At 68.2% G+C, this 23,176-nt stretch carries 15 protein-coding genes and 2 pseudogenes; 7 read left to right on the forward strand and 10 right to left on the reverse strand.

All coding sequences use genetic code 11. The annotated features are described in order from the left end of the window. Positions 1 to 290 precede the first annotated feature (290 nt). The 3 genes and pseudogenes from VAB18032_RS11085 to VAB18032_RS30615 form a co-directional block, all read left to right on the forward strand. Positions 291 to 1,337: an enoyl-CoA hydratase/isomerase family protein gene (locus VAB18032_RS11085; RefSeq protein ID WP_013732913.1), complete on the forward strand. Its 1,047-nt coding sequence runs from the start codon at positions 291 to 293 to the stop codon at positions 1,335 to 1,337. 25 nt (positions 1,338 to 1,362) lie between these two features. Continuing rightward, positions 1,363 to 1,509 (forward strand): hypothetical protein, encoded by a 147-nt coding sequence (locus VAB18032_RS32050; RefSeq protein WP_157626867.1) that lies wholly within the window; start codon positions 1,363 to 1,365, stop codon positions 1,507 to 1,509. A 247-nt stretch (positions 1,510 to 1,756) separates the two neighbouring features. Next, positions 1,757 to 1,914 (forward strand): annotated as a pseudogene (locus VAB18032_RS30615) (IS5/IS1182 family transposase); the annotation flags it as partial. A 38-nt stretch (positions 1,915 to 1,952) separates the two neighbouring features. On the opposite strand, the gene VAB18032_RS32480 reads toward VAB18032_RS30615, so the two are convergent. The 3 genes from VAB18032_RS32480 to VAB18032_RS32055 form a co-directional block, all read right to left on the reverse strand. After that, positions 1,953 to 2,534 carry a hypothetical protein gene (locus tag VAB18032_RS32480; protein ID WP_013732916.1) on the reverse strand — a complete coding sequence of 194 codons (582 nt, stop codon included), beginning with the start codon at positions 2,532 to 2,534 and terminating at the stop codon, positions 1,953 to 1,955. A 647-nt stretch (positions 2,535 to 3,181) separates the two neighbouring features. Then, positions 3,182 to 3,511 (reverse strand): tyrosine-type recombinase/integrase, encoded by a 330-nt coding sequence (locus VAB18032_RS30620; protein ID WP_232510873.1) that lies wholly within the window; start codon positions 3,509 to 3,511, stop codon positions 3,182 to 3,184. Positions 3,512 to 3,757: 246 nt separating this feature from the next. Further along, positions 3,758 to 5,704 (reverse strand): acetate and sugar kinases/Hsc70/actin family protein, encoded by a 1,947-nt coding sequence (locus VAB18032_RS32055; RefSeq protein WP_013732919.1) that lies wholly within the window; start codon positions 5,702 to 5,704, stop codon positions 3,758 to 3,760. A 166-nt stretch (positions 5,705 to 5,870) separates the two neighbouring features. Here VAB18032_RS32055 and VAB18032_RS33175 point away from each other — a divergent pair, with 166 nt between their 5' ends. From VAB18032_RS33175 to VAB18032_RS33500, 3 genes and pseudogenes are all read left to right on the forward strand, one after another. Then, a complete protein-coding gene (locus tag VAB18032_RS33175) occupies positions 5,871 to 8,576 on the forward strand; it encodes an AfsR/SARP family transcriptional regulator (protein WP_013732920.1) in 2,706 nt (901 codons plus the stop codon). 356 nt (positions 8,577 to 8,932) lie between these two features. After that, entirely contained in the window at positions 8,933 to 10,546 is a 1,614-nt protein-coding gene (locus tag VAB18032_RS31625; protein ID WP_148272233.1) for a hypothetical protein, read from the forward strand. 369 nt (positions 10,547 to 10,915) lie between these two features. Further along, positions 10,916 to 12,233 (forward strand): annotated as a pseudogene (locus tag VAB18032_RS33500) (transposase); the annotation flags it as partial. A 613-nt stretch (positions 12,234 to 12,846) separates the two neighbouring features. Here VAB18032_RS33500 and VAB18032_RS29995 read toward each other — a convergent pair. From VAB18032_RS29995 to VAB18032_RS11140, 5 genes are read right to left on the reverse strand one after another with little or no spacing between them, the layout of a single operon-like run. Continuing rightward, positions 12,847 to 14,043: a DUF6884 domain-containing protein gene (locus tag VAB18032_RS29995; protein WP_013732922.1), complete on the reverse strand. Its 1,197-nt coding sequence runs from the start codon at positions 14,041 to 14,043 to the stop codon at positions 12,847 to 12,849. Continuing rightward, the gene (locus VAB18032_RS11125; RefSeq protein ID WP_013732923.1) at positions 14,040 to 17,135 is read right to left on the reverse strand and encodes a C-terminal helicase domain-containing protein; all 3,096 of its coding nucleotides are present in this window, start codon (positions 17,133 to 17,135) and stop codon (positions 14,040 to 14,042) included. Before VAB18032_RS11125 ends, VAB18032_RS29995 begins: the two co-directional genes overlap by 4 nt. Continuing rightward, positions 17,132 to 18,883 carry a phospholipase D family protein gene (locus VAB18032_RS11130; RefSeq protein WP_013732924.1) on the reverse strand — a complete coding sequence of 584 codons (1,752 nt, stop codon included), beginning with the start codon at positions 18,881 to 18,883 and terminating at the stop codon, positions 17,132 to 17,134. The genes VAB18032_RS11125 and VAB18032_RS11130 overlap by 4 nt, the downstream gene beginning before the upstream one ends. Then, on the reverse strand, positions 18,870 to 20,099 hold the full coding sequence (locus VAB18032_RS11135) for a DUF6361 family protein (RefSeq protein WP_050814582.1): 1,230 nt from the start codon (positions 20,097 to 20,099) through the stop codon (positions 18,870 to 18,872). The genes VAB18032_RS11130 and VAB18032_RS11135 overlap by 14 nt, the downstream gene beginning before the upstream one ends. Before the next feature lie 13 nt (positions 20,100 to 20,112). Next, positions 20,113 to 20,868, reverse strand: coding sequence for a DUF429 domain-containing protein (locus VAB18032_RS11140; protein WP_013732926.1), 756 nt, complete (start codon positions 20,866 to 20,868; stop codon positions 20,113 to 20,115). A gap of 508 nt (positions 20,869 to 21,376) precedes the next feature. Between VAB18032_RS11140 and VAB18032_RS11145 the strand changes: the two genes are divergently transcribed. Beyond that, positions 21,377 to 21,895, forward strand: a complete 519-nt coding sequence (locus VAB18032_RS11145) for an immunity 21 family protein (protein ID WP_013732927.1) — start codon at positions 21,377 to 21,379, stop codon at positions 21,893 to 21,895. Between the two features lie 61 nt (positions 21,896 to 21,956). Here VAB18032_RS11145 and VAB18032_RS32820 read toward each other — a convergent pair whose 3' ends face one another. Beyond that, the gene (locus VAB18032_RS32820; protein WP_013732928.1) at positions 21,957 to 22,106 is read right to left on the reverse strand and encodes a transposase; all 150 of its coding nucleotides are present in this window, start codon (positions 22,104 to 22,106) and stop codon (positions 21,957 to 21,959) included. Between the two features lie 30 nt (positions 22,107 to 22,136). Continuing rightward, positions 22,137 to 22,757, reverse strand: coding sequence for an IS110 family transposase (locus tag VAB18032_RS11150; protein WP_013732929.1), 621 nt, complete (start codon positions 22,755 to 22,757; stop codon positions 22,137 to 22,139). Positions 22,758 to 23,176 lie beyond the last annotated feature (419 nt).

Consider the following 23,176-nt stretch of genomic DNA (forward strand, 5'->3'; position numbering starts at 1 on the left):
GACCTTCCACCCCCCGAAGACCTCGACGTCGGCGGTCCCACCAGGACCGCGACGTCTGTTCCCACCAGGAGACGTCACGGAACAGCAGCCGACGAGACCCACACCGTGCTGGCCGACGCGGCGGCGGAACAGGCGGGCTGGACGGCCACGAATCCGAACCGCCACACCCGCGTCCGTCGGCCGGCATTCAGCCACAAACAACCGACGAGGGGTCCACCAGGTCCACGACGGGACCTACGAGATCATGCGGCTGATCATCGCCCACAGCATGCTCACCAAAGGAGAGCCGCATGAGCGCACCACCGGTCATCGCCCGGCTGATCGGCCATCTGGGGCACCTGACCCTGAACCGGCCGGCCGCGATCAACGCCCTCACCGCCGAGATGGTCACCATCATCCGCCGTACCCTGGCGATGTGGGCGGCCTCGGACCGCGTCCGCACCGTTCTCGTCTCCGGCGCGGGCGGACGTGGCCTCTGTGCAGGCGGCGACATCCGGGCGATCCACGCCGACGCGGTCTCCGGTGGCACCGCCTCGTTGGACTTCTGGGCCGACGAGTACCGGCTCAACGCCACCATCGCCGCATACCCCAAGCCCATTGTCGCCTGGATGGATGGTCTGGTCATGGGCGGCGGGATCGGCATCTCCGGCCACGCCTCGCTGCGGGTGGTGACCGAACGGTCCCGGCTCGCCATGCCCGAGGTCGGCATCGGCTTCCACCCTGACGTCGGCGGATCGTGGCTGCTCTCGCGGGCACCCGGCCAACTCGGTACCCACCTCGCCCTCACCGGCAATGCGATCGGCGCGGCCGACGCCATCGCCGTCGGCCTCGCCGATTACTACGTCCCATCCGAGCGGTTGCCCTATCTGAGGCTCGCGCTGGCCCGCCGCGACGCGGCCGATGCCGTCACCTCGTTCGCCACTACACCACCCGAGTCCGACCGCACTTTGGCGCACGGCTGGATCGACGACAGCTACTGCGACGACACGGTGGCCGGCATCGTCGAGCGACTCGCCCACCATCCCGATCCCGATGCGCGCGCCGCCGCCAAAACGATCGCGACCAGATCACCCACCTCGTTGGTCGTGACACTCCGCTCGCTACGTAGCGCGGCGCGCCTGCCCGACCTGCCCGCAGCATTGGCCCAGGAGTACCGGCTGTCCGCCGCGCTGCTGCGGCTGCCCGACCTGGCCGAGGGCATCCGCGCCCAGATCATCGACAAGGACCGGCAACCCCGCTGGCAACCGGCGACTCTCGTCGACGTGCCCCCAGAACTCGTGGATGCCTGTTTCGCCACGATCGACAACCCGCCCGACCTGACCGTCGAAGGACAGTGACAATCGCGTTTCTGGGACTGGGAAAATGACCACCCTGATGGCCACCAACCTGGTCACCGCCGGCCACCAGGTCATCGGATTTCACCCGGCACCCGCCGCCGAGCGGTCGGTCGCGTGCGTCGTCGTCGTGCCCGAAAGCGCCACGGCGGCGGTGCGCGGCGGGGTCCCCTAGTCGAAGGGCTTCTGAACGGAGGATGGCTGAATCGCACGGCCCAGCAGGTCGGATGCTTCGTGATGCCAGTGGGCTGGCGGAAGGTGCCATGGTGTGGATAACCGTGCTGAGTGCCGGTGGCGCCCCCCGTTCACCGCCCGAAAAACACAGGCTGATGACTGACAATCAGTGAGGGCGAGTCTAGTGATCGATGCCGTCTCTGCAGGTCAGTGCCAATTCGTGGCAGTCGGCGGTCTGACCGCAGCCCCACGGCATCATCGACGCCTTGACCAGCGCCGACGCGATGACCTTCGCCATTTGGGCTACCAGGGCGCCCATGGCAGCGTGCGCACCCCGTCCGAGCGGCGCCGCTTCCGGCCAAAGCTGTCACGCAGGCAGAAGGCCGTGAACCGGGCTCACGCGACCACGTCGAAGCCAACCGCTACGCACGATGAAAATGGCTGTCAGTAGTACGTCGGCTGCCGCTCTTCCGGGTCCGCATGCACCACGTCGAGGTTCCTGTCCGCGACGAGGCGGTCGACAACCCCACGGTCGGCTCCGATGCCGGCCCAATGAGGGTCGACGTCGCTGGCGAAACACCACGCATGATCCGCTGGCCAGACGAATGCCGGCGCTGAGTAAACGTCGGAGTCGAACAAGTCGCTCCACCCCATCAAGTCGTCCAGGGTACCGGTGAACAGGACATATCGCCGGTGCGGAAGGTCCAGCTTGGGTCCGCCAGTCAGTGCCGGATTCCGGAACGTCGCGCCGCCCTCCCACACGCAGACATAGCAGTCGCGCGTGGATGAGCTGTAGTCGGCGAGGGCCTCCAACGCTGTTCGGGCCATGTCGATCTCAGTGGTTCGGCGAGATGGCAGCCGCGCGTCCGACTCGCGCATATCCGGAAGGACCGGATCGGGCAGGTAGCGAAGGCGTGCGTACGCGGGGAACGAGGCTGGCCCGAACGTGATCCGCCGCGTCGGGCCGATATCGGTGGCATACAGCCACGCCGCAGCAGAGAGCTCGTCAGTGGGCTGCAGTGTCATCGTCGGAACAATAGACCGCGTTACGGTGCTCGAACACGCCTTCCGGCGCCAGGTGTTGTCGGTGCACCACTCGTACAAGCACAAGCATTTGTAGACCCTAGCCGTGTTATGGGTCTTGACGTAGGCTCCATGACCCGAGACGTCAGGCGCCGTGTAGTGCGGATTGTCAGCTCCGTTGCCGGTGCAGCCAAGGAGCAGGGCACTGCCTGCTACCAGGTCGATTTGCTGTCCTACCTGGAGCCTCGCCCTTATCGATCAACGCCCCTCCCGGCCGCGCCGACCTGCAAGATCAGGTTGGAAGAGACTCAGAGTTGTGGTAATCGAGGGAGTGGCGCCGGCGATTGCGCCAGCGCCACTCCAAACCGAACTGCCGTGATATCTCACGCCTGTCTCACGGACGGTCCGGGAAGGATCGATAGAGCCCAACCTGTCCCCGACCGCCACCTGGTCGTTGACCTGCATGTCAGCACGAGCTGGCATGGCATGGCAGTCCTGCTGGTTCTCTGGGGGTCAAGGGGTCGTCGGTGCGAATCCGGGCCGTCCCGACATAGAGGAAGCCCTGACCAGCGGAAACATGGCCAGGGCTTAGACTTTCTTCGATGGAGTTTGAGTCGTCCCCCGAACCCCCGTTTACCGGGTGCGGCTGTTCAGGTTTGTCGACGGTGTGCATCGTTGGGTGTTGGGGATGTGTGTTGCCGGTTGGGGTGGGCGGCGAGGCGCTCCAGGACGTCGGAGACGTCTGGGGCTTGGACGGGTTTGGCGATGTAGTAGGTGGTGGTGACCTCTTCGCTGGAGTGTCCCAGTTGTGCGGCGGCGCTCTTGGTGTCGGCTTCCTCCTTGATCAGGGTGGCCACGGTCTTGCGGTACGTGTGCGGAGTGACCCAGGCGAGGTCGGTGTCGGCGCGGGCCTGACGCCACTGGCGGCGGACGTTGTTGGGCGAGAGCCAGGCGCCGGCACGCTCTCCATCCGTGCGCAGCTACGCATCGACCTGCCTGGAGGCCGAGGTCAGATGCGAGTCGAAATGGGCGGCGGTTGGAGTTGGTCGAGGTGAACTGGCGCAGTTCCCTTCGCCGGCTACACGTGCGCCAGCCATCGCACGGGATCGCAGACTTTGCCGGCCAAGGCCGTCACACCTCGTCAGCACACCCTGTCCGCTGGCGTCGGTTGCTACGGCAGGTAGGACAGCCTGAGTGCAGGGCGGTCTGCTGGCGGGTTTCCCTTCTTACTTCTGCGGCGGTGGCCGGTCGTCTTGGTGGTGTTGGTTGGTGATGAGTCGGTGGAGGGTGGTTCGTTTGAGGGGGAAGGCGAGTTTGAGGGTGTGGGCGGTGAGGTGGATGGTCCACCAGGTGAGGGCGATGAGGTAGCCGGTGATGAGGGCGCCGTGGGTGGGCCAGGTGACGACGAGGGCGTAGCCGATGGCGAGGCCGGTGGCGGTGATGATGCGGATGGTGCGGATGCGGGTGAGGGTGAGTGCGGTGGCGATGCCGATGAGGGCGGCTCCGCCGTTGCGGATGATGCCGATGCCGGTGCTGTTCATGGGCATGTACATGAGTGCGGTGGTCATGAGGAGGATGCCGGTGGCGGCGATGGTGGCGTGGGTGATGACGGGTTTGGTGCGGGTGAGCCAGTGGGGGAGGTCGTCGGTGGGGATGCGGGGGGCGGCGGCGGCGATGATGGTGGCGCAGGCGGCGAGGGGGAGTGCCCAGCCGAGGGTCCAGGTGAGGAAGGGCCGGTAGGGGTATTGGAGGGCGGTGCCGACGGCGAGGCCGTAGAGGGCGGCGGTGGTGGGGCCTGCGATGGCGGCGGTGAGGTAGGCGTGTCGGATGAGTCGGCCGGTGGTGGGTTCGTTGGTGGTGGGTGGTCCGGCGAGCCAGGTGGTGGGGGCGAGGTGGGCGACGGCGTACGCGGCGAGGGCGGCGAGGGCGCCGGCGGCGCCGAGTTGGGGCATGGAGACGACGACGTCGATGATCCGGCCCTCGAGTTTGTAGATGTCGGCGTTGTGGACGGCGTGGAGGAGCAGGGCGAGGGAGCAGCCGCCGAGCAGGACTGCGGTGATGAGGTCGGTGATCCGCAGGCGGATGCGGGGGAGTTGGGTGGTGGCGGCGGTGGCGGTGTGGTGGTGTCGGGTGGTGAGGGTGAGTGCGCCGTCGGCGAGGGCGTGGGGTTGGTCGACGGCGCCGGTGGTGGTGGCGGTGGCGGTGGTGAGGGTGTCGACGAGTCCGGGAACGGGACCGGTGTGACGGACGATCACGGCGGTGAGGTGTGCGCGGTCGACGTCGGCGGCGTCGAGGATGTCGGTGACGGCGGTGGGGATGCGGTCGAGGAGTGGCTGCGCGGCGGTGGTGACGTCGGCGCGGGTGATGACTGCCGGTGGGCGGGGTGCGGGGAGCAGGATCGGGGCGCGGTCGTGGGTGGCGAGGGTGTGTCGGGCCTGCCGGACCGCGTCATGGAGGGCTGCCGTGTCGGTGTCGGGGTGGTGGAGTGCGTCGCGGAGCGGGTCGTCGTCGCTGGTGGCGGTGGTGATGACGTGGTGGGTGAGGATCTGGTCCAGGTCGTGTGGTTGTCCGACCGGCTGGGTGGCCAACTCCGTGTACCCGTCGGGGTGTGCCTGCAGGACGGTGAGGGTGGCGGGGCGTTGGTCGGTGTGGCAGGTGAGCAGGCAGGACCCGGGGGGTGCGTGCAGGCCGAGGGTGGTGGCGTAGGCGGCCAGCGCGGCCGGGGCGGTGACCAGGACCGGTGGGGGTAGTGCGGCGCGGGTCGCGGCGTCGGTGAGCAGGCCACGGCGGCGTGGTCCCCAGCCTGTCGGGATCGTGAGGGTCAGGGCGGTGATCGGCGCGCCTACCTGGTGTGCGGCGTGGTCGGTGAGGTGTCGCAGCAGCCCGGCGAGAACGTCCACTCCGTCGACCGGGCCTGATTCCGTCGGGGGTGGTGGGGTGGTCAGGAGGGTGACCGGGTCGGCGACGAAGCGGTATCCGGTGGGCAGGCTCTGCGCGGCGGTGGGATCGATGCCGTAGTAGCGGTGTCCGGTGGGGTCGATGGCGATGCCGGTGGGCAGGAGGTGCCGGCCGCCGACGAGGACGGGGATACGGGCTCCGGACCGGCCGATGGTCGCGGCGATCGCGGTGGGTGAGCTCAGGTCGATCGACAGCTGTGGTCCCCCGCTGGACATGCCCGGCAGTGTCACCCGCCGCTACGGGATCCCGTCAACCACCTGTACTCGTTAGTGATCCTTTGTGCGCGGATGGTGAGAATCCTTCTCGGTGGGATGGCCGTTCGCGTGAAGTGTCGTGTATGCGAGACAGGTCGCACACGACACCATCGGGGAAGGTGCCTGCATGCCGGACGAGTCCACGCAGACCCGCCGCCTGACCGAATACGGCTCCCGCCCCACCGTCTACCACCCACCGCAAACCCCACCGCCACCACCACGAGGACGGGCTGCCCGGTCTGTTCGCGCCGCCGTCGGCGCGCTGGTCTACCTGGCAGGGGCGCCGGCCGTGTTGTGGCTCGTCGCCGGTAATCCGCTGCGACGGCTACCGACCTGGCCACAACTGACCGCATGGCTCGACCAACCCCAGAACCGCCTGACGACCGAGGTTCTCACCGGCCTGGCCGTCTGGGCGCTGTGGCTGTTCTGGGCAGTGTTCGCCCTGCTGCTGCTGGCCGAACTGGTCGCCGCGGTGACCCGGTGGCGGATCCCGATCCTCAGGTTGCCGGCACCCCTGCACCGCCTGCTGTTCGGTCTGGCCGGCACCGCCGCCCTCGCGGTCACCTCCACCACCCACCTGCCCGGCCCCGACACCGACCCCGCACCCGCCGCCGTGACCTCAACCGGCAACACCCCGCCCGTACCGCAGCAGGCGGTCGCCCGAGGGCCGGCGATCATCCACGTCGCCGACACCCGCTACGTCTACACCGTCGAACGTCACGACACCCTGTCGAAGATCGCCACCGCCTGGCTCGGCGACACCACACGGTGGCCGGAAATCTGCCAGCTGAACAAACACCGCCACTTCCCGACCGTCGGCGGCACCCTCCGCGACTGCAACCTCATCTACCCCGGCTGGGAACTGCGCCTACCCGCCGACGCGACACCACCGGCCGACGCCACACCAACCCCACCACGACCCCACCAACCCACCCACCCGACACCCACGCCGCCACCGCCACACGACGAGGACACGGACAACGGAGCCGAGGCGCCCACCACCCCGACGACAACCGACCCGGTGCCGTCACCGACCCGACCCACCACACCGGCCCCACCGACGCCGTCCACCGCACCGACCGCCAACAGTGACCCCCGTCCGAGCCCAACCCCCGAACAGACCGCACCATCCACCGAATCGGACGGCATCGAGCTCCCCGGCGGCAGCTTCCTGCCATGGGCCCTGGCCGCAGCGATCAGCGCCGCCACCGCACTCGCCTGGCTACACCGCCGCCGCCGATTCACCCCCGCCCGCACCGACGACCCGCCCGCCCTGCCACCAGCAGTCGCCGAGGTACACCGTCGTGTGGTCCGCAACCGTGACCTGCCCGCCACCGCGGATCTGGCCGAACAAGCCGCCGCCGTACCCGACCTACCCCTGCTGCCCGCGGGCGGTATCGGAATCGTCGGCGACGGCGCGCACGCCGCCGCCCGCGCCGCACTGGTCACCATGCTCGCCTCCGGCGGCCCCCACAAGCCGCACCACCGCGGTGAGATCGTCATCGACCACGCCACCCTCACTACCCTGACCGGCCTCGACCCGGCCACGCTCACACCCTGGCCACGCCTGCACCTCGCCGACACCCCCGAGGACGCCCTGACCATCCTCGACACGATGCTGCTGCACCGCACCCGCATCCTCGACAACCACCACCTCACCGACATCAACGACCTCCGCCACCAGATACCGGACGAACAAACACTCCCACCTGTGCTGCTGATCAGTCCCACACCGACACCGGACACCCTCCGACGCCTCCAGGCCACCCTCCACACCGCCGCGCACCTCGACATCACCGCGCTACTGCTCGGCACCTGGCCACCCGGCCCCACCATCGCCGTCACCACCGACGGCCACATCCAGAACCCGCAAGACCCCGAGACGGCGCCGGTCGGGGACCGCATCGCCGTGCTCGACACCGCCCACACGGTCGCGTTCCTGACCACACTGAACGAGGCACACACCGGCACACCGCCCACCACCACCGCGCCAGCCGAACCTGCCACCCCCGCTCCGCTGCCCACCAGCCGCACCCACACCGACACCGCCGACACACCCCAACCCGACCAGCCCGCCCCCGACACCACCGTCAAAGCACACCTACGGGTCCTCGGACCACCACGCATCGACACCATCACCCAACCCGGCCGACCACTACGCGCCAAAGCCCTCGAACTGGCCGTATACCTCGCCGTCCACCCCGACGGCGCCACCACCCGCGACATCGGCGAATACCTCGAACCCGACGCCCGCATCAGCCAAGCCGACCAACGCGTACACACCAACGCCTCGAACCTCCGCCACGTACTCGGCCGCGCCGGCACCGCCGACCCCAAGAACGCCTACGTCATCAAAGACGCCGGCCGCTACCGCCTCGACCCCACCACCGTCGACGTCGACGTGTGGAGACTCCGCGACCTCCTCCGCCAAGCGACCATCGCCACCGGGCCACGGCGCCGCGAACTACTCACGACCGCATGCGACCTCTACACCGCACCCCTCGCCGAAGGCCGAGACTACGAATGGGTGCAACCCCACCGTGAAACCATCAGCCGCTGGGGCACCGAAGCCCACCTCCTCCTCGCCGACGACCTCCTCGACCACGACCCACAAGCAGCATCCGACCTCCTCGACAAAGCCATCAGCCTCGACCTCTACAACGAAGCCCTCTACCGCAAAGCCATGCACGCCCGACATGCCCTCGGCGACACCAACGGCATCCGAACCCTCCTCCGCGCCCTCACCAAAGCCCTCACCGACATCGACACCGCACCGCAGCACGACACCATCACGCTCGCCACCCAACTCCGGGCCACCCTGAACGACACATGAACCATCACCACGCCCCGCAGCCCGCACGGTGACCACCCGACACAGACGCGATCGTGATGCATCCGACCCAGCGGCCAGCGCCACCCGGACCACGGCTCGACGTGAGCCAGGATGGGCAATCGGGTCCAGATAACCGGCGAGACACTCCCACATCTGCGGCAGCTCACTGGAGTCATGGGTGTGGCTCTGACCGCACCATGAACGGAAGCCCAGGAGCCGCCGCCGGGCTGCTGGTGATAAGCCGTGCCGCCGCCTGACGCTCTATAGTTAGCGACCTCAATCAAGGCGAGCGGCTGGGGCCCTGGTGGCTTCGTAATCGCCTTTACCAATGACAGAGCGTTCGACATGATTGCCTCGTGCCGAGGCCGTCGCATCCTCCTACGTCGCGTAATCTGGTCTTCGACTCTCTGAAGGTATCCCTGCGCAAGATCGGTATCGGCCGTGGCCCTTGGGACGCGACCGTCGCCGATGCCGTCATCGGCCGAATTGCGGATGCTGTTGAACTGGACATCTGTGAGCGGCTCGGGGACTTGGACATCCGTGAAGTTGTCCGCTGGGCCGCGGGAGAACTGGCACACTGGACAGACCTCCAGTTCAAGGCGCGAACCGCAGCTCCCTCGTCGCTCACCAAGGCGCGTGAGGCACAATTGCACTCCGAGAATGCAGCGGCTGCCCACCTCGTCCTCGAACTCGCCGCAAGGCAGGAAGTCGACGGCCGTCAGCGAAATCCGAGCCGGCGTGATCTCGAATCCCTCGCAATCTTGGCCCATGAACTCTGGAGATGGCGGACCGTGGCAGACCGGGTCGCGGCCCGGCTGGTCACCGTGGCTGGCGCCCGACTGACCAAACGAGGCACCTTTGATGTCCAGGTCTGCGACCGACCTCCCTACCGGGTCTCCCAGTTTATGGATGCATACGTTAAGCGGATGGCCGATAACGGTCCATCTCGGAGTGCGGGCGATAACGCCGTCCTGCAAGATCTTGTCCGGTCCTTGAAGGGCGGTTCGGAGATACCTGGTGATCTGGCTGCGATCGACGTGGCGTTGAAGGACGACCGCGGCTACGGGCTCGTCGACCTCCTCGCCGCGCAGGAGTTCCTGATACAGGTCAGCGGGGCCGACGATCGCAGCGTCACTGGATTCCTGTTTTCCAGTTGGGAGAATCTGGAGGACTGCATCCGGGCCAACATGGACCGGCTCTTGCCCGCCGCTCATCCCGACGGTGTGCTGGAAGCATGCCAGCACTTGATTTGGACACAGGCCCTCCTGCAGAACTCGCCGCTGCAAATGTTGGAGTACCGAGAGTCGGTCGGCCGTCTCTATAGCCGTCCAGTTCTCGAACTCGGTGACGGGTCCCTTTTCGTGCCTCGGAACGTGCCCGGGCTGGCGCGCGTCGTGCTGCTGCAACGAATCCTCGAGGGCACCTGGCCCGAGCAACTCCAGGCGCGCGATGCTTCTCTCTCCAGAGCGCTTGAGCAGCGTCGGCAACTGGTGCGTCCCATCGCAGGGTTCGAGGCCGACCTGCAACGCACCCTCGCGTCCACGGGCCTGCCGTTCGTCGCCGGGGTCCTCCAAAGCGTTCTCGGTAGGCCCTCTGATCTGCTTGGCGTTCCGGTACGCGCCGAGATCGACGCCGTTGTCGTCGTCGTACACTCATTGACCATCTGGGTGCTGGAGGCTAAGGACCTCGCAATTCCATTCGCGCCAGGCCGTATACGCAGCGAAGTGAACAAGTACCAGCGTGCGGGAGGGCATGTGGACAAGCTGCTGGCCAAGGTCGCGGACGTCGCTGCGGATCCCGCCGAGGTCGCGGCCCGGCTCGGTGTTGCCGACGTGGCAGGGGCATTCGCCGTGCGGGGCCTGTTCGTGACACGAGAGCCGACCCCGGCCGCCTTCACCGACGACCGCACACACGACTTCGTCACCCTCGACCGGCTACCGGATTTTCTCTGGAACCAGCCCGGTGGCTGACGAGCCTCGACCAGTCGCGGGCGGCGGGCCGTTTCGCCGGACGCTCAGTCGGCACTGGCGGTCCTGCTCGATTCGTCGGAAGTCGGGACCACCCGCGTCGGCGACCTCGCCCAGCACCAAATCTGTCAGACGAACGTTGACAGATTCGAAGGCCACGGGCGCGCGTCACGTTGGCGATGTAGGAGAGATCAGGTTTGGCCTGTGTCTTGGTTCTTCGAAGTGGAGCGGGGTTCGCGATCGGCGGCGACTCGGACGTGAGGGCTCGCAGCCCGTCGCTGATCATCTGAATGTCGAGTTGGAATGGTCTCACAGGTAAGAGCTGCGAGCATGGACAACGATACGACCGGCTGCTGGGGCTGAACGATCCTGATGGCCGAGCGAGTCGAGTTGGACGACGCCGGCGGCCCGGTTGTGAATCTGTCCACCGGTTGTGAGCAGGCACGATGCTGCCCGAGGTGCGGGCAGCGGGCGATGCGCGTGAAGCAGTAGATTCCGACCCGGCTGCGGGACTTGCCGGTCGCCGGGCGAGCAGTACGGCTGCGCCACGTAGCGCAAACGATGCTGGTACTGCTCGACCCTTGCTTGCCCTCGCGAGTCGTTCATCGAGCAGTTCGCCCAGGTTCTGGCCCGTTCACGGCTGACCATCCGGTTGCGACAGGCGACAGGCGACAGGCGACAGGCGACAGGCGACAGGCGACAGGCGACGGGGGTGGCGGTGGCGGTGGCGACGCGGGTCGCACGATCGTGCGTCGGCCGGCGACCACGGCGTCTCGTGGCCGATCGTCGCGGCCGCGTTCACCACATCCGGCCACCGCGGTGTGACCGGCCGAGACCGAACCGGCTGCGGTGATCGGCATCGACGAGGTCCGCCGGGGCAAGCCGCACTGGGTCTGGGATAGGCAGGCCGTCTCGTGGACCACGACCGCGGACCGGTGGCACGTGGGCTTCGTAGATCTGTCCGGCGGCCAAGGGCTCCTCAGCCAGGTCGGAGGCCGTACCACCGCGGCGGTGACCGGATGGCTGGCCACTCGCTCACCCGCCTGTCGCGAGCAGATCCGCGGGGTGGCGATCGACATGTGCACCGTGTTCAAGGCCGTGATCCGGCAGGTGCTGCCGCATGCGCTGCTGGTCGTGGACCACTTCCACGTCGTGCAACTGGCCAACCGGGCCGTCACCGAGGTCCGCTGACACATGACGCTGACTCAACGCGGATGCCATGGCCGCAACAGTGACCCCGAGTGGCGGATGTGCAACCGGCTGACCCGCTACGCGGCCCGCATGCCCTGCAAGCACGTCGACCGCCAGGTCGACCTCGAAGCACTACCCGCCAAGATCGGCGTCCCTCCTCGACGCGTGGATTGCCAAAGAAGACCCTTCGACCTGCTCGCGACCGCCCGCATCCACCCGGACCGCGAACACGTCCACCAGCTGCTATGTCGCTTCTACACCCGCTGCACCGCCACCGACCTGCCCGAGCTCTACCGACTCGCCACCGCCATCGAGACCTGGTGGCCGCAGATCCTCGCGTTCCTGCATACCGGGATCACCATCGCCGGCTCGGCAGGAACTAACCGGGTCATCAAGACCCTCGCCGGCGGTGACGCCTACGGCTTTCGCAACCCCCAAATACAAGCGCTTACGCACCCACACCGCGACCACCAGACGCCACCGTGGACACCCTAATCCCCTTAACTTCGAAGAGCCCGAATACCTGCATGGGGCTGCTGGACCCATGGGGTTGAGGGTGGCGCAGTGGGCCCTGGTGGACTCCTGACGTGGTGCGTCCTAGTCAAACCTTCCCGGCGAGGCAGGCTTCCCAGACTGCAGGCACAAAACGTTACTGGCGTAGACCGCTGGGTAGTCCCAGGTGAGAGCGCTCGGCCAGCTGCGTCCGGTCGTCAGATCGCTGCTGTCTAATTGATGTTCTTCGGGCAAACGGATCGCAGCGGGCAGCCGCCACAGTCTGGTATGCCTGGCCGGCACCAGCGTCGTCCGATCAGCCAGGCAGGGAAGTCCAACTCTCCGGGCCGCTCGGGGTGTAGGCATCGTGCGACCTCCACCATGTGGTCGATGTCGTCGCGCTCGGCGAGCCGTGTCCGCAGGAACACTCGTCGTACGTGCACATCGTAGGCGATGTCCGTCCCGGATAGCTCTTGTATTGGCACCGCCAGGTCGCGGGCAAGGATTCCTACTGCCATCGCCGACTTCTTTTGCGCGATGCCGGGAAACCTCCGCAGCCGGGCGGCCAGATCCGCCGCGCGTGGTTCGCCCGCCCAGATCCGGCCGGCATCCTCACCGTATTAGTTCACTACGAGGATGGCTGCGGCGACCAGCCATCCGGGCATGTTGTTGATGAACCGATGCAGGGCCGTCGGCTGGGCGACGGCGGCACGTACCTGCTCTGGCTCGGCCACCAACCGCGCTGGGTCGAGGTGTCCGAGGCGTTGGCGCAGGTCGTACGGTGCCTTCCAGGCTCGCTCGGCGGGTATGCCCTGATCGAAGATGACAGTCAGCAGGAACGCGAACGGGTCGGTCAGGATCAACGTGTTGGCTTCGGGGTGCGGTGTGAATCGGGGTGGGGTGCCGGCTCGTTCGGCCTGATGTTCCCGCCCGTACTTGAGCAGGGCCGTGACGACGGCACGCGCATCTGGCCGGACGGGAGCGGGTGTGCCGGTGGGTGCGAGCGGCCGGATGGTCTCCGGGGGCTTGGTGGGGGCTACGGGTTGTTCTGGCGCTGGTGGTTGGGGTTGCCGGTCGTACCAGGCGAGTTGTTCGCCGAGCGGTAGCCCGGCCAGTGGTCGGCGAACCGTCGCTCCGGCCTGGGTGAGCAGTAGCACGATTGCTTGCGCGTACTCGTCGCCGGCGTGGATTTCGACCACGCGGTCACGCACCTTGCTCTCTGCGCGCATCAGCTTGGCCGCGACCCATTGGCCCCACACGCGCCGGTAGTCCTTGCTCTGCTCGGCGAGGGCGGTGTCGTACGGTGCGAGCACCGTTTCGGGCAGCACCAAGCCGTGCTCGGCGCTCAGGATGTAGTAGCGGCGGGCGTGCCGTTCGGCGTAGGCGCGGCGGCGGATGAACAACGGCGAGACGTACAGGTCGCGGGCTGGCGCAGGGTGGTCGAGTTTCGACTTGACGCAGCCGATCAGCGCGATGTCTGCACGGGCCTCGCCAGGCTCGGCCGGCCTTGATTGTCCGCTCGGGCGCTGGGCCGTGATCGTTGGCTGAGCTGTGGAGGAAGAGGGCGATCGGCTTCTGTCGGCGAGCGTGTACCGGCCGTGCCCGACCCGGATGAGCGGCGTCCCGCACGGGCTGGGCGGGCCGCCGGTGGTATCCCGGGTCATTCCCTGGATGACCGGGCCAAGCGAGTGCGGGTGCCGCGTCGGGTGGAGCCGTTGGACCTCGGCGATCAGCTCCGCTCGGCTGAAGTCGAGCTTGTGTTCTGCGAGCTGGCGTGCTGCGGTGAGGATGAGCTGCCAGGCTGGCTGGTCCGTCACTGTCGCTTCCATTCAGGGGACGGTCGCAGATCCAGGATGTCGGGTACGGCCGCCGCGCCGGTCTCCCGTCGTCGGAGCAGGTTCAGCAGGTCCTCCTGCCTGGGCTGGCCGAACGCCAGCCGGTACATCACCAGGTCCGACTTGAGCCGGTCGAGCTTCGCCTGATCGCGGCTGAGCGGGTACGGCAGGACGTGCCGTTCGATCTTTGCCGGCCCGGGGAACACCCAGTACGGCGCGAAGTCGCCGAGCTCTCCAGAATGCGCTCGTGCCGCGTCGTAGAGGGCTTTCCACACGTCCGGCTCGGGGGAGCGCAGGGCCTCCGCGCGGTGTGCGGCGGCGACGTTGCGGCGTACGGCGTGCCCGCCGAATCGGTGCACTCTGCCCTCCCGCTGCTCAAAGTCGACGGGGTTGGCGGGGGTGTTCCAGTGCACGACGGCGGAACACCACTGGTGGAAGTCGATGCCTTCCTGTCCGGCGCTGGTGGTGGCGACGACGAACGGCCAGAAGGGGCTGTTGAAGGCTCGACGGACGGTCTCCTTACGGTTGACCTGGGATTGTTCTTCGCCGCGGCCGCCGTAGCGCAGCGCGAACCGGCCGGGCAGTTTGATCCGCTCGTCGGGATGGTGCGGGTTGAAGGCTTCGTACGTCGACGGTCGGCTGGCGATGGCCTGCCGCGCCTCGTCGGCGAGCCGGCAGATTTCCTCGTCGTCGAGGCGGGTGTCGGCGGCACCGCTGCGCAGGGTGTGCAGGTGCTCGTCGAGGACGGCTTGCAGATCGCCGGCGGCGCAGTACCGCAGCACCGCTCGCCAGTAGACCGGGCCCATTGACAGGCTGTCGAGCAGCTGCGCGGATTCAGGCCGGTTGAATAGGGACCGCAGCCCGTTCGCCAGGACCGCCGCGGCGCGCCAGTGCCCTGCGGGTGTGACCGCATCGTCGGGGTGGATCAGTCGGGATAGTGCCCGCCAGGCGATGTTGCCTGGCCCGTGCATGCCGATCTCCGCGACGCTGCCGAGCAAGCCGTCGAGATGGTCTGTTGCCGGGTAGCGGGCGTCGCGGGCCAGCTCGCGAGCTCGTTCCACGTGCCGGTCCAGGCCGGTGGCCGTTCCGTCCTCTTCGGCGGAGGTGCCCAGGGCGGCAGCGGCGTCGTCCGGGCGGGGGTCGACGCCGGGCCACCGGAAGACCAGTTCCCACGGCTCGGTCGGGCTCGCTTCGATGGCCTCCGCCTCGCCCGAAGCGTGAGCAAGCAGCCGTTCCCGCACCTCGCGTTCGACCACGTCGAGCGGTGCGGTCTCGTCCGGCCGTTGCCGGGCTAGGGCCAGCGGGTCGCAAAGATCGGCCAGGCCGGGATGGGGCCAGAACAGCGCCAGGACGCTCATCGCCGCCGGTCGGCCGTGTTCCATTCGGTAGTCGAGATGCCGGTGCCCTTCCCCGACGGCGCCGAGCCGGCGTTCGGCTTCGTAGCTGAGTAGCCCTGCCACGGCGGTGGGTGTGGCGTTCCAGGACGAGAACAGCAGCCGCTTGGTGATGCCGTCCCGCGCTGCGGTGGTGAACGGCTCGCCGAGCGCGTGGTAGGGCATGGATGGGGGCAGCCACAGTAGTCGCCACCAGCCCTGGTCGATGGTGTCGGCGGCGAGCTGCCGGAGCCGGGCGTTGCCGAGATCGACCGGTTCCCGTCGGTTGATCGCCTCGGCATCGAGCAGCTGGGTGGAGGCCAGCAGCGCGGACACTTCGGGGTGGGGCTGGCCGTCGAGCGCGGCGCGGACCTTGTCACCGAGCTGGTAGCCGTCGAGGAAGTTGAGGAAGTACGGGGCGGACTTCCAGTACTCCACCGTCATCGGAGCGCCGACGACGCCGGCGATCTTGCGCATTGCCACATAGCTGTGGACATCACGTGCGTCGAGGTTGTCCGCCACGGTGAGGTGCTCTCGCAGCATGCCCTCCTGCACCAGCGCGGGCCGTTCCGTACGACACATGACCCGCAGCAGCAGGCCGCGTAGCCGGTCGCGTAGGTCACCGCAGGGCTCGCCGCGCACCAGCGCGTCCCGGTACTCCTCGAACGCCTTCGTCACGTCGGCGTGCCAGGACTCGTCGTCGCTGAGGAACCTCAGCACCTGTTGGAAGTCGCGGTAGTGGTCCTCGCCGGCGGTGGCCTCCTCGGCGAGGGTGAACGGCTTGTACGGGGTGGCCGACAGCAGCAGCACCCGGGCGGCCCGGTAGTCGAACAGGTGTCGGGCGAGGTCGGCGCCCTCGCCGCCGTTGGGGTCGAGCAGCTCCCGGAACCGTTGGAACTCGTCGAGGATGATCAGGTCGGGTTCGAGAACCTCGACGCCGGCGGTCGCGAGCGTGGTCCGGAGAGCGCCGGTGAGCGTGCGTGCTGTTTCCCGTAGTGCGTCAGGTAGGGCGGGGCGGCGGCCGATGCCGTCGAGCAGCGCGTCGAACTCGTGGAGCAGGCCACGTCGGCGGGCGCGGCGGAGAAACTCGCCCGTGATGATGCGGTCAAGCTTCCCGTCGAGCTGTGCCCACAGCCGGTTGCACTGTTCCTCGAACCGGCCGGGGCTTGCGACGCCGGCCTGCAGGGCGCGTAGCGCGGCCCGGGTCTGCCAACCGTTCCACGAGCTCGCCTGCTCGAGGATCAGGAACAGCAGTGCTCGCTCCTCGGCCGTACCGGTGCGCCACCCCTGGTCGAACGAGGTGCCCGGGGTGAACGCGACCAGGTTGATCGGCTTGCCCGCAGTGGTGGGTGCGGCGTTGAGCTCAGTGGCGTGCTTGGCGAGCAGGGTGAGGCGGCTGGACAGCGTGACGGTTTCGTTGGGGGTGACCCGGAGTCGGGCGATGTTCTGCCGGGCGATGTCCTGATTGGAGCAGACGTACACGACGTCGACCCGGTCCACGCTGTCGTCGTCCTGCAATCGCTGCAGGGTCTGAGCGATGACGCCCCGGGCGACGACGCTCTTGCCGAGGCCGGTCTCGTCGGCGATCAGGAACCGGCGGGTCGGATCGGTGCCGAAGTACCGGTCAATGACATGCGCGACGGTGGCGCGTTGGAAGTCTTTCAAGCCGGCCATGACCGGCCCGGCGTCGTACCTGTTCACGCGCGCACCGCCTCTGTCATCGTCTCGCGTGCCGCCGTGATGACCCGCCACAGCGCCGGAAAGCCCGCAGGCAGCAGCCGGCCGCTGTCGCCGCTGGCTTCGATGCGGGTCACCAACCGGGCCAAATCGTCGAGCTGGTCCGGCCGGTCGGCGAGAGCGTTGAGCAGCAGCTCGAGGATCCCGGCCCCGCCAGCGCGCCAGGCACCCGATCCGCCGGTTCCGCCCCCTACGGCGGCGGCAGCCTCGGTGCCCAGGCCAAGGATCAGCAGCAGAAACCGCAGGAACTTCTCCGGAGTATCAATCTGCTGGGCGAGGACGTGATCGAGCCGATGTGCGGGGTCGCCGATCAGGGTGGCCAGGACGACGGTCTGCTCTCGGCCGGTGGTGTCCTCGGCGGTGATGACGATGAACGGGGTGAGGTCGGCCAGCGCAAGTCCGGCGAACACGGCAGCCGCCGGCTGCCCCGCCACCAGCGGCACCGCCTCACCGCGGCGGGTGTGCACCTGCGCAGTAAGCCGAACCCCCGGCAGATCGGGCAGGTCCTCCTGGGAGGTGAGCCGGATGCCGTAGCTGTCGGTATCGGTGGTGACGGTGGCCGACAGTGGGATGGCCGCGATGTCACGGATCAGGTCCCGTAGCGCGGTCGATTCCGGCTCCGACTCGGTGGCATCGTGGCGGTCGTAGGGATCGAGGATCCCGCGGAGACCTGCTTCCGGGCCGAGGACGGCGTTGATGCCCCACTGGGCGCGGCTGCCGACCAACTCCACCAACAGTTCGACATTCCCGCCGAACGCCGCGTCGGTGGCGTTCGCCGAGCCGAGCAGGACCCGTGCCTGGTGGCCCTTCTCCACCACGTACACCTTCGCGTGCAGCCCGTGCAGCACCTCCTGGCCCGGCGGCGCCCCCTCGGCGGGCAGACCCGCCAGAGCATTGACCACGAACGCCTCCGACCCGACCACCGTCTCCTCCGGCAGGCAGTCCAGGGTCTCCTGCCGGCTCACCAGAGCCAGCTGCCCGCCCGGCGCGCACCGGCCCAGGCCGCCCGGCGTGCAGAACGGCGAGATGATGAGGTGACGCGTGCCCTCGAAACGCGGCGGGCACGCGCCGGGCACGCCCAGCGCGTGGAAGCTCATCTCCCGGGCTCTGTCGGGGAGTTCCCACTGGGCCCGGCGCAGGTCCTCGGCCAGTGCCTCGATCGCCGCCTGCCGAACGGGCGGTGGTGGCGCGACCGCCAGCCGCATCGCATGCCGCAGGAGATCAGACAGCGGCCGGTTGTCCGCCTTCGGCCGTGGGCCGATAACACCGTCCAGGCGCAGGCACACGTCCCAGCTGCGATCCTTGGTCAGGTTCCGGCTGAGCACCAGCAGCCGCAGGGACGTCTCGCCGGTTGTCTCGTCGTGGAAGCGCAGCGCCCACAGCTTCGGGTGGAACAGGTGCCCGGGCTTGGGCCGGCGTACCTGGTGCACCATGGGCTCGACGAACGCCAGCAGCGCGGACTGCGTCGGGGGCACGGTGATCTGCCCCGCTTGGCAAAACACGTCGATGCGGTCGGCGCAGTGCCGCACGCCCTCCATCACCGTGATCGGGTCCGTTGACTCCCGCAGGCCCTGGGCGGCGAACGCCAACGGGGCGACCAGCAGACTCTCCAGGTCCAGGGTGAACGTCAACGCCACGGCTCGTGACAGCCGCGCGCCCGCTGGTGGGCGCAGCGCGTCGAGCAGCAGGGCGCGGGAGTCAGGCGCGAGCACCGGCAGCCTCCGGCAGGTCGGCGGCGCAGCCGTCGTGGATGTCGGCGAGGATCCGGCGTACCTGCGGCCACCGGAATACCAGTTGCCGGCTGCCCGACGCGCCACTCCACGTGCGAAGCAGCTTGTCGTTGACCAGCCGCGACTGGCCCTTCTTCACCGACCGTTCCCGCTCGGCCACGAGAGCCCGCAGTCCTGGGTCGGTGGCCGCATTACCGGCGGCTCCGCTGGTCACCGCGTCGAGCCACCGCCCAATGAACCGGTGCGCTGCTGCGTTTGTGGCGATCCGCGGGTTCTGCCGGATCAACCGGCTCCACATGCCCGACCGCTCCCACCCATTGAGGCCGGGCAAGTCCGACACTTGATCACTCCACTTCCGCAGGGCGTCGCGGTACACGTCCGTCGGATTCTCGTGCTCGGTCAGACCGGCTTGTTCGTACCGCTCGGCCACGAGCAAGTTGTACAGCAACGCTGCGCCATGCATCGCCAGCGAGAACCGCTGCGCGTCCCAGACCAGCGAACCGACCGGCTCCGGCGCGGCGAGCGCCGCCGGCTGCCACGGCACTTGGCCGTCGGTAACCGGCCGATGCCTGGGTTGGAGCAGGTACGCCAACAGCGTGTCCGGTGCCGCGGCAAGAAGCCTCTCCCGCAGCCAGCGGGCCTCCTGCGGATACAGCGCAAGTCCGCCGTCAACCTCATTCGGGAAGTTCGCCGGTGCTCCCGGCAGCGTCGGCTGCCAGGCATCGCTCGACTGGTCGGCCAGCTCCTCGGCCTCGGTCGATCCGGACGCCACCTGTCGGCCCGGAATGTCGTCGTCACCCGTGCGGATGCCGTACCGCAGCAGCGCCGCCGCGTAGATGGTCGATGGCAGGGTTCGCACACCGACGCCCGCCCGCCGGCCGATCACACCCGCGGTATCGTCCCCGCGTAGCAGCGCAGCGATCACCTTCCGCTCGTTGCCGTCAACCTGCGCGGCGAGGCGCTCACCGCGCAGTCCACGCCGCTGCGCCTCCTGATAGCACCACGGCACGATCAGCAGGTACCGCGCCCGGGTCTGCAGTACCGAGGTCCCGGGAAACAGCAGGTCGCTGAACGCGTCGCGGACCTGGCCGACGCCCAACTCGTCCCGGCTCTCCGCGTCGCTGAACAGCTTGAGCAGCTCACGCATCCGATTCTGATCGTCACGGGAACTGTCCAGCCAGCTCAATCCCGAGGCCATCAACACCCTCCGCTCATTCGTCCGCGCCATGAATGAGATTGCTGAGCGGACCGGTCGGCAGGGCGATCCAGCCCTCGACACGTGCGATCGGCCGCTGATCGTCACTCGGCTGGACCGCCAAACCGATCGCCGCGGCGCGCGCGTTCAAGGCCGCGATCACCGAGTCGAACGCGTCGTGGCTGCACCGACACAGCCCCTCGAACATCCCCAGATCCAGCCAAGGCGCCGCGTCGCGAAGCGCGGTCACCAGATCGGCATGCTGCACCTGCTGGCCCCGGCCCTTGTAACCGCGATGTGCCAATCCCCAGCAGTACAGAGCCGCCGCCGGATACACCTCCACGACCCTCCCGCCGCCACCACGGTCCACGTCGTGTCCGGCGGCGGCGAGCATCGCCAACAACCCGGCGCAGCGGAAGGCAGCATGCGCGATGCGGTCCGCGGAAACGCTAAGCGGGATGATGCCAGTCTTCTCGCGGACCACCTCGTCCGTCAGCCGGTACGCAAGGCGACGTCGCCACTGGGCGCCCTCGCCATCAGCGACGGCGACGTGACCGAGGCGGTGGGCCTGCACGAGCGCGACGAAAGGCTCCGGCCAGCCGAGGGGACAATCCAACCCCACCTTGTCCACGTGCCCACCGGCCTCGACGATGCGCACATCATCAACGTTTAGGATCAGGTCCCGCACGACCGCCCTGCCCGGCAGCCATTCAACCGTGGCCATCGCCGTACGCTTGTCCGCCGCTGCAAGGTCGACGCCGAGGGTCAGCACCGCACCACTTTAGGTGTGGCGCACCCATAAGGACACGGCTTGACCGACTGTCGTTAACCGATGTTCGGTTGTATTCCGCACCCAAGGTGCTGAGCCGGTCGTGGGTGCGGTGCGGCGGCGTCGTCCAAGCCCCGTCCTCCGCGCGGCACAGCGATTCTCGTCAGTTCAGTGGCGCGAGCGGCCGATCGCGCTGAACCCGGATTGCTTCTCGCAGTCAGGCAGCTGGCTCTCGACGTGACCGATCCCTAATGAGGGCGGCCAGTGTAGCGCCGGTGATCGCCAGATCGATGGGTGTGCCGGCGATATGCGGACGGGTGCGGCCGTACGCGCGTGCCGCGCAGCGTTGCGTCGAGCGTGCCTGGATGGCGTCCAGGCGTGTGCCGATGGGTGCACAGCCGGGCGGCAATCCGGTGACCGTCGATCGGGGCGATCAGCTCTGCGGCCATGACGACATGTGTCTTGGCGGGCACTCGTGTATCGCCGTGGCCTGGCAAGATCGCTGCGGGAGGTGGAGCCGTTGCAGTACAGGTGGGTTTCGTCGGCCGGCGGACCGCTGCTCGTCGCTCCGCAATCGGCGCTATCGCTGTGGACCGGTGCGGATACCACGGATGGTTCGGTGGAGAGCTGGGGCGACTACGGTCGGGCGTGCGCCGTCGACGGTTACGTCGGCGTAGTCGCGATCGGTCAGCGGCAGGCGCTTGTGCTGGGTGACGAGCCGGCGATGACGACGTACCTCTCCTCGGAACGGCTGTTCCTGCGGTGGGCAGCGGCGAACGAGGAAGATGACCTCGTGAGCGCTGCGCGACGAGCGGTAGGTGATGGCGTGAATTGGGACGGGGGTGAGGATGTCCGCTGGGTGGTGGACGGACCAGTCGTGATGTTCGATTCGGCGTGGCCCGGAGCGGAGCTGGAGCCCGACAACCAGCTCGTCATCGATCTGCGCCCGAGCGAATACCGGGTCCGGGCGACGCACCGCTCCGATGGTGACAACTGGATGATCCTCGTTCAGCTTCAACCCGTGCCATGAACGCACAGCCGGAGGCAGGGCCAGGCTTGATCAGGGCGCCCGAATCTGGCTCCCCTCTGTGTCAAGACACCGCCGAGAGGAGAGTTCTATGCTGGGTTTCGGCGGGTCTGGTCCAGGAGGCGAAGTGAGCCCGGTCGGGGAACCGGGTGATGTCGGCGACCTCGACCAGCAGCCGGGCGGCGCCGGAGGGTCCGATGCCGTGCAGGTCCATCAACCTGGTGCCGGTGGAAGCGACCAGCTCCTACAGTTCCTTGTCGGCTTCCTTGGAGCGTCGGTAGATCCGTTCGAGGTCGGCGATCAGCTCCGCGGCGACCCGCCGTCGGGCCTTGCCGACCGCGTCGCGGGGCCGGACCGTGGCCAGCAGTGTCTTGGCCTGGGCGGCGGACAGACTCTTCTTCGCCCCACCCGGGATCAGCTCCAGCAGCAGTTGGTGCAGCTGGGACACCATCCGGGTGTGGTCGACACCGAGGCAACGGCGCCGGTCGACCAGGATCCGCAGCAAGGCAAGCTGCTCGTCGTTGACCACCGGGCGTAGTCCGGTCATGCGGGTGCCGACCAGCGCGATGGAGTGGGCGTCGGTGGCGTCGGTCTTGCGGCCCTGCCCGGTGGCGAACACCCGCGCCCTGGCGGACAGCTTCGGTGGAACGTCGACGACCTGCTCGCCGTCGGCCAGCAGCCGGTTGGCGATGTGCCGGCCGATGCCCTGACAGCCCTCGATCGCCCACACCCGGTGCGGCCACTGACCGGCGTACTTTCGCATCGCCGTGTAGCCGTCGCGGTCGGTGTCGAACCGGCCGCCGCCGACGACGGTCTCGTCGCCAGCCATGACCTCGATCGTTGCCGAACGCTTGTGCGGGTCCATCCCGATGACCACACGACTCGGTGTGACAGTCAACGTGTCCTCCGATGCTCGATCCACCTGGGTTGTCGAGCCGGGAGGGCAACGCTACTTCGAGCCGAGCAAACCCCTCTTGAGCCTCTCCCCGCCCTGGGGCGACGCCCGGGCCGCGCAGGCCAAATGAGAGCCACACGACCAGCGTGGGCAGCCGCAATGAGAGCGACAACCCGGGCGCCTCGACCGAAGCCTGGCCGGGCAACGGTCGCAGGTCAATGAAACAAGTAGCCGCAAATCGCGCGGCTCGGTACGGCCGTCCGCGAGACCGGCGAGATGGCGTTGTGGGTTCAGGTGCGGCGAGCTGGCGCTGACGGAGAAAGCGGCTGCAGATAGCGCTGATGGTGTCGTCCCTGCCTGAATGTGCCGCTGTGGACGGAGGAGCTGTA

Source organism: Micromonospora maris AB-18-032 (assembly GCF_000204155.1).
Lineage (GTDB): Bacteria > Actinomycetota > Actinomycetes > Mycobacteriales > Micromonosporaceae > Micromonospora > Micromonospora gifhornensis.

Coding starts and splice junctions, on each gene's coding strand:
- VAB18032_RS11150 (WP_013732929.1), bottom strand. CDS start 22,757: ATGGACCCGCACAAGCGTTCGGCAACGATCGAGGTCATGGCTGGCGAC.
- VAB18032_RS32480 (WP_013732916.1), bottom strand. CDS start 2,534: ATGACACTGCAGCCCACTGACGAGCTCTCTGCTGCGGCGTGGCTGTAT.
- VAB18032_RS11135 (WP_050814582.1), bottom strand. CDS start 20,099: ATGGCCTCGGGATTGAGCTGGCTGGACAGTTCCCGTGACGATCAGAAT.
- VAB18032_RS32820 (WP_013732928.1), bottom strand. CDS start 22,106: ATGGACCTGCACGGCATCGGACCCTCCGGCGCCGCCCGGCTGCTGGTC.
- VAB18032_RS11085 (WP_013732913.1), top strand. CDS start 291: ATGAGCGCACCACCGGTCATCGCCCGGCTGATCGGCCATCTGGGGCAC.
- VAB18032_RS33175 (WP_013732920.1), top strand. CDS start 5,871: ATGCCGGACGAGTCCACGCAGACCCGCCGCCTGACCGAATACGGCTCC.
- VAB18032_RS32055 (WP_013732919.1), bottom strand. CDS start 5,704: ATGTCCAGCGGGGGACCACAGCTGTCGATCGACCTGAGCTCACCCACC.
- VAB18032_RS32050 (WP_157626867.1), top strand. CDS start 1,363: ATGACCACCCTGATGGCCACCAACCTGGTCACCGCCGGCCACCAGGTC.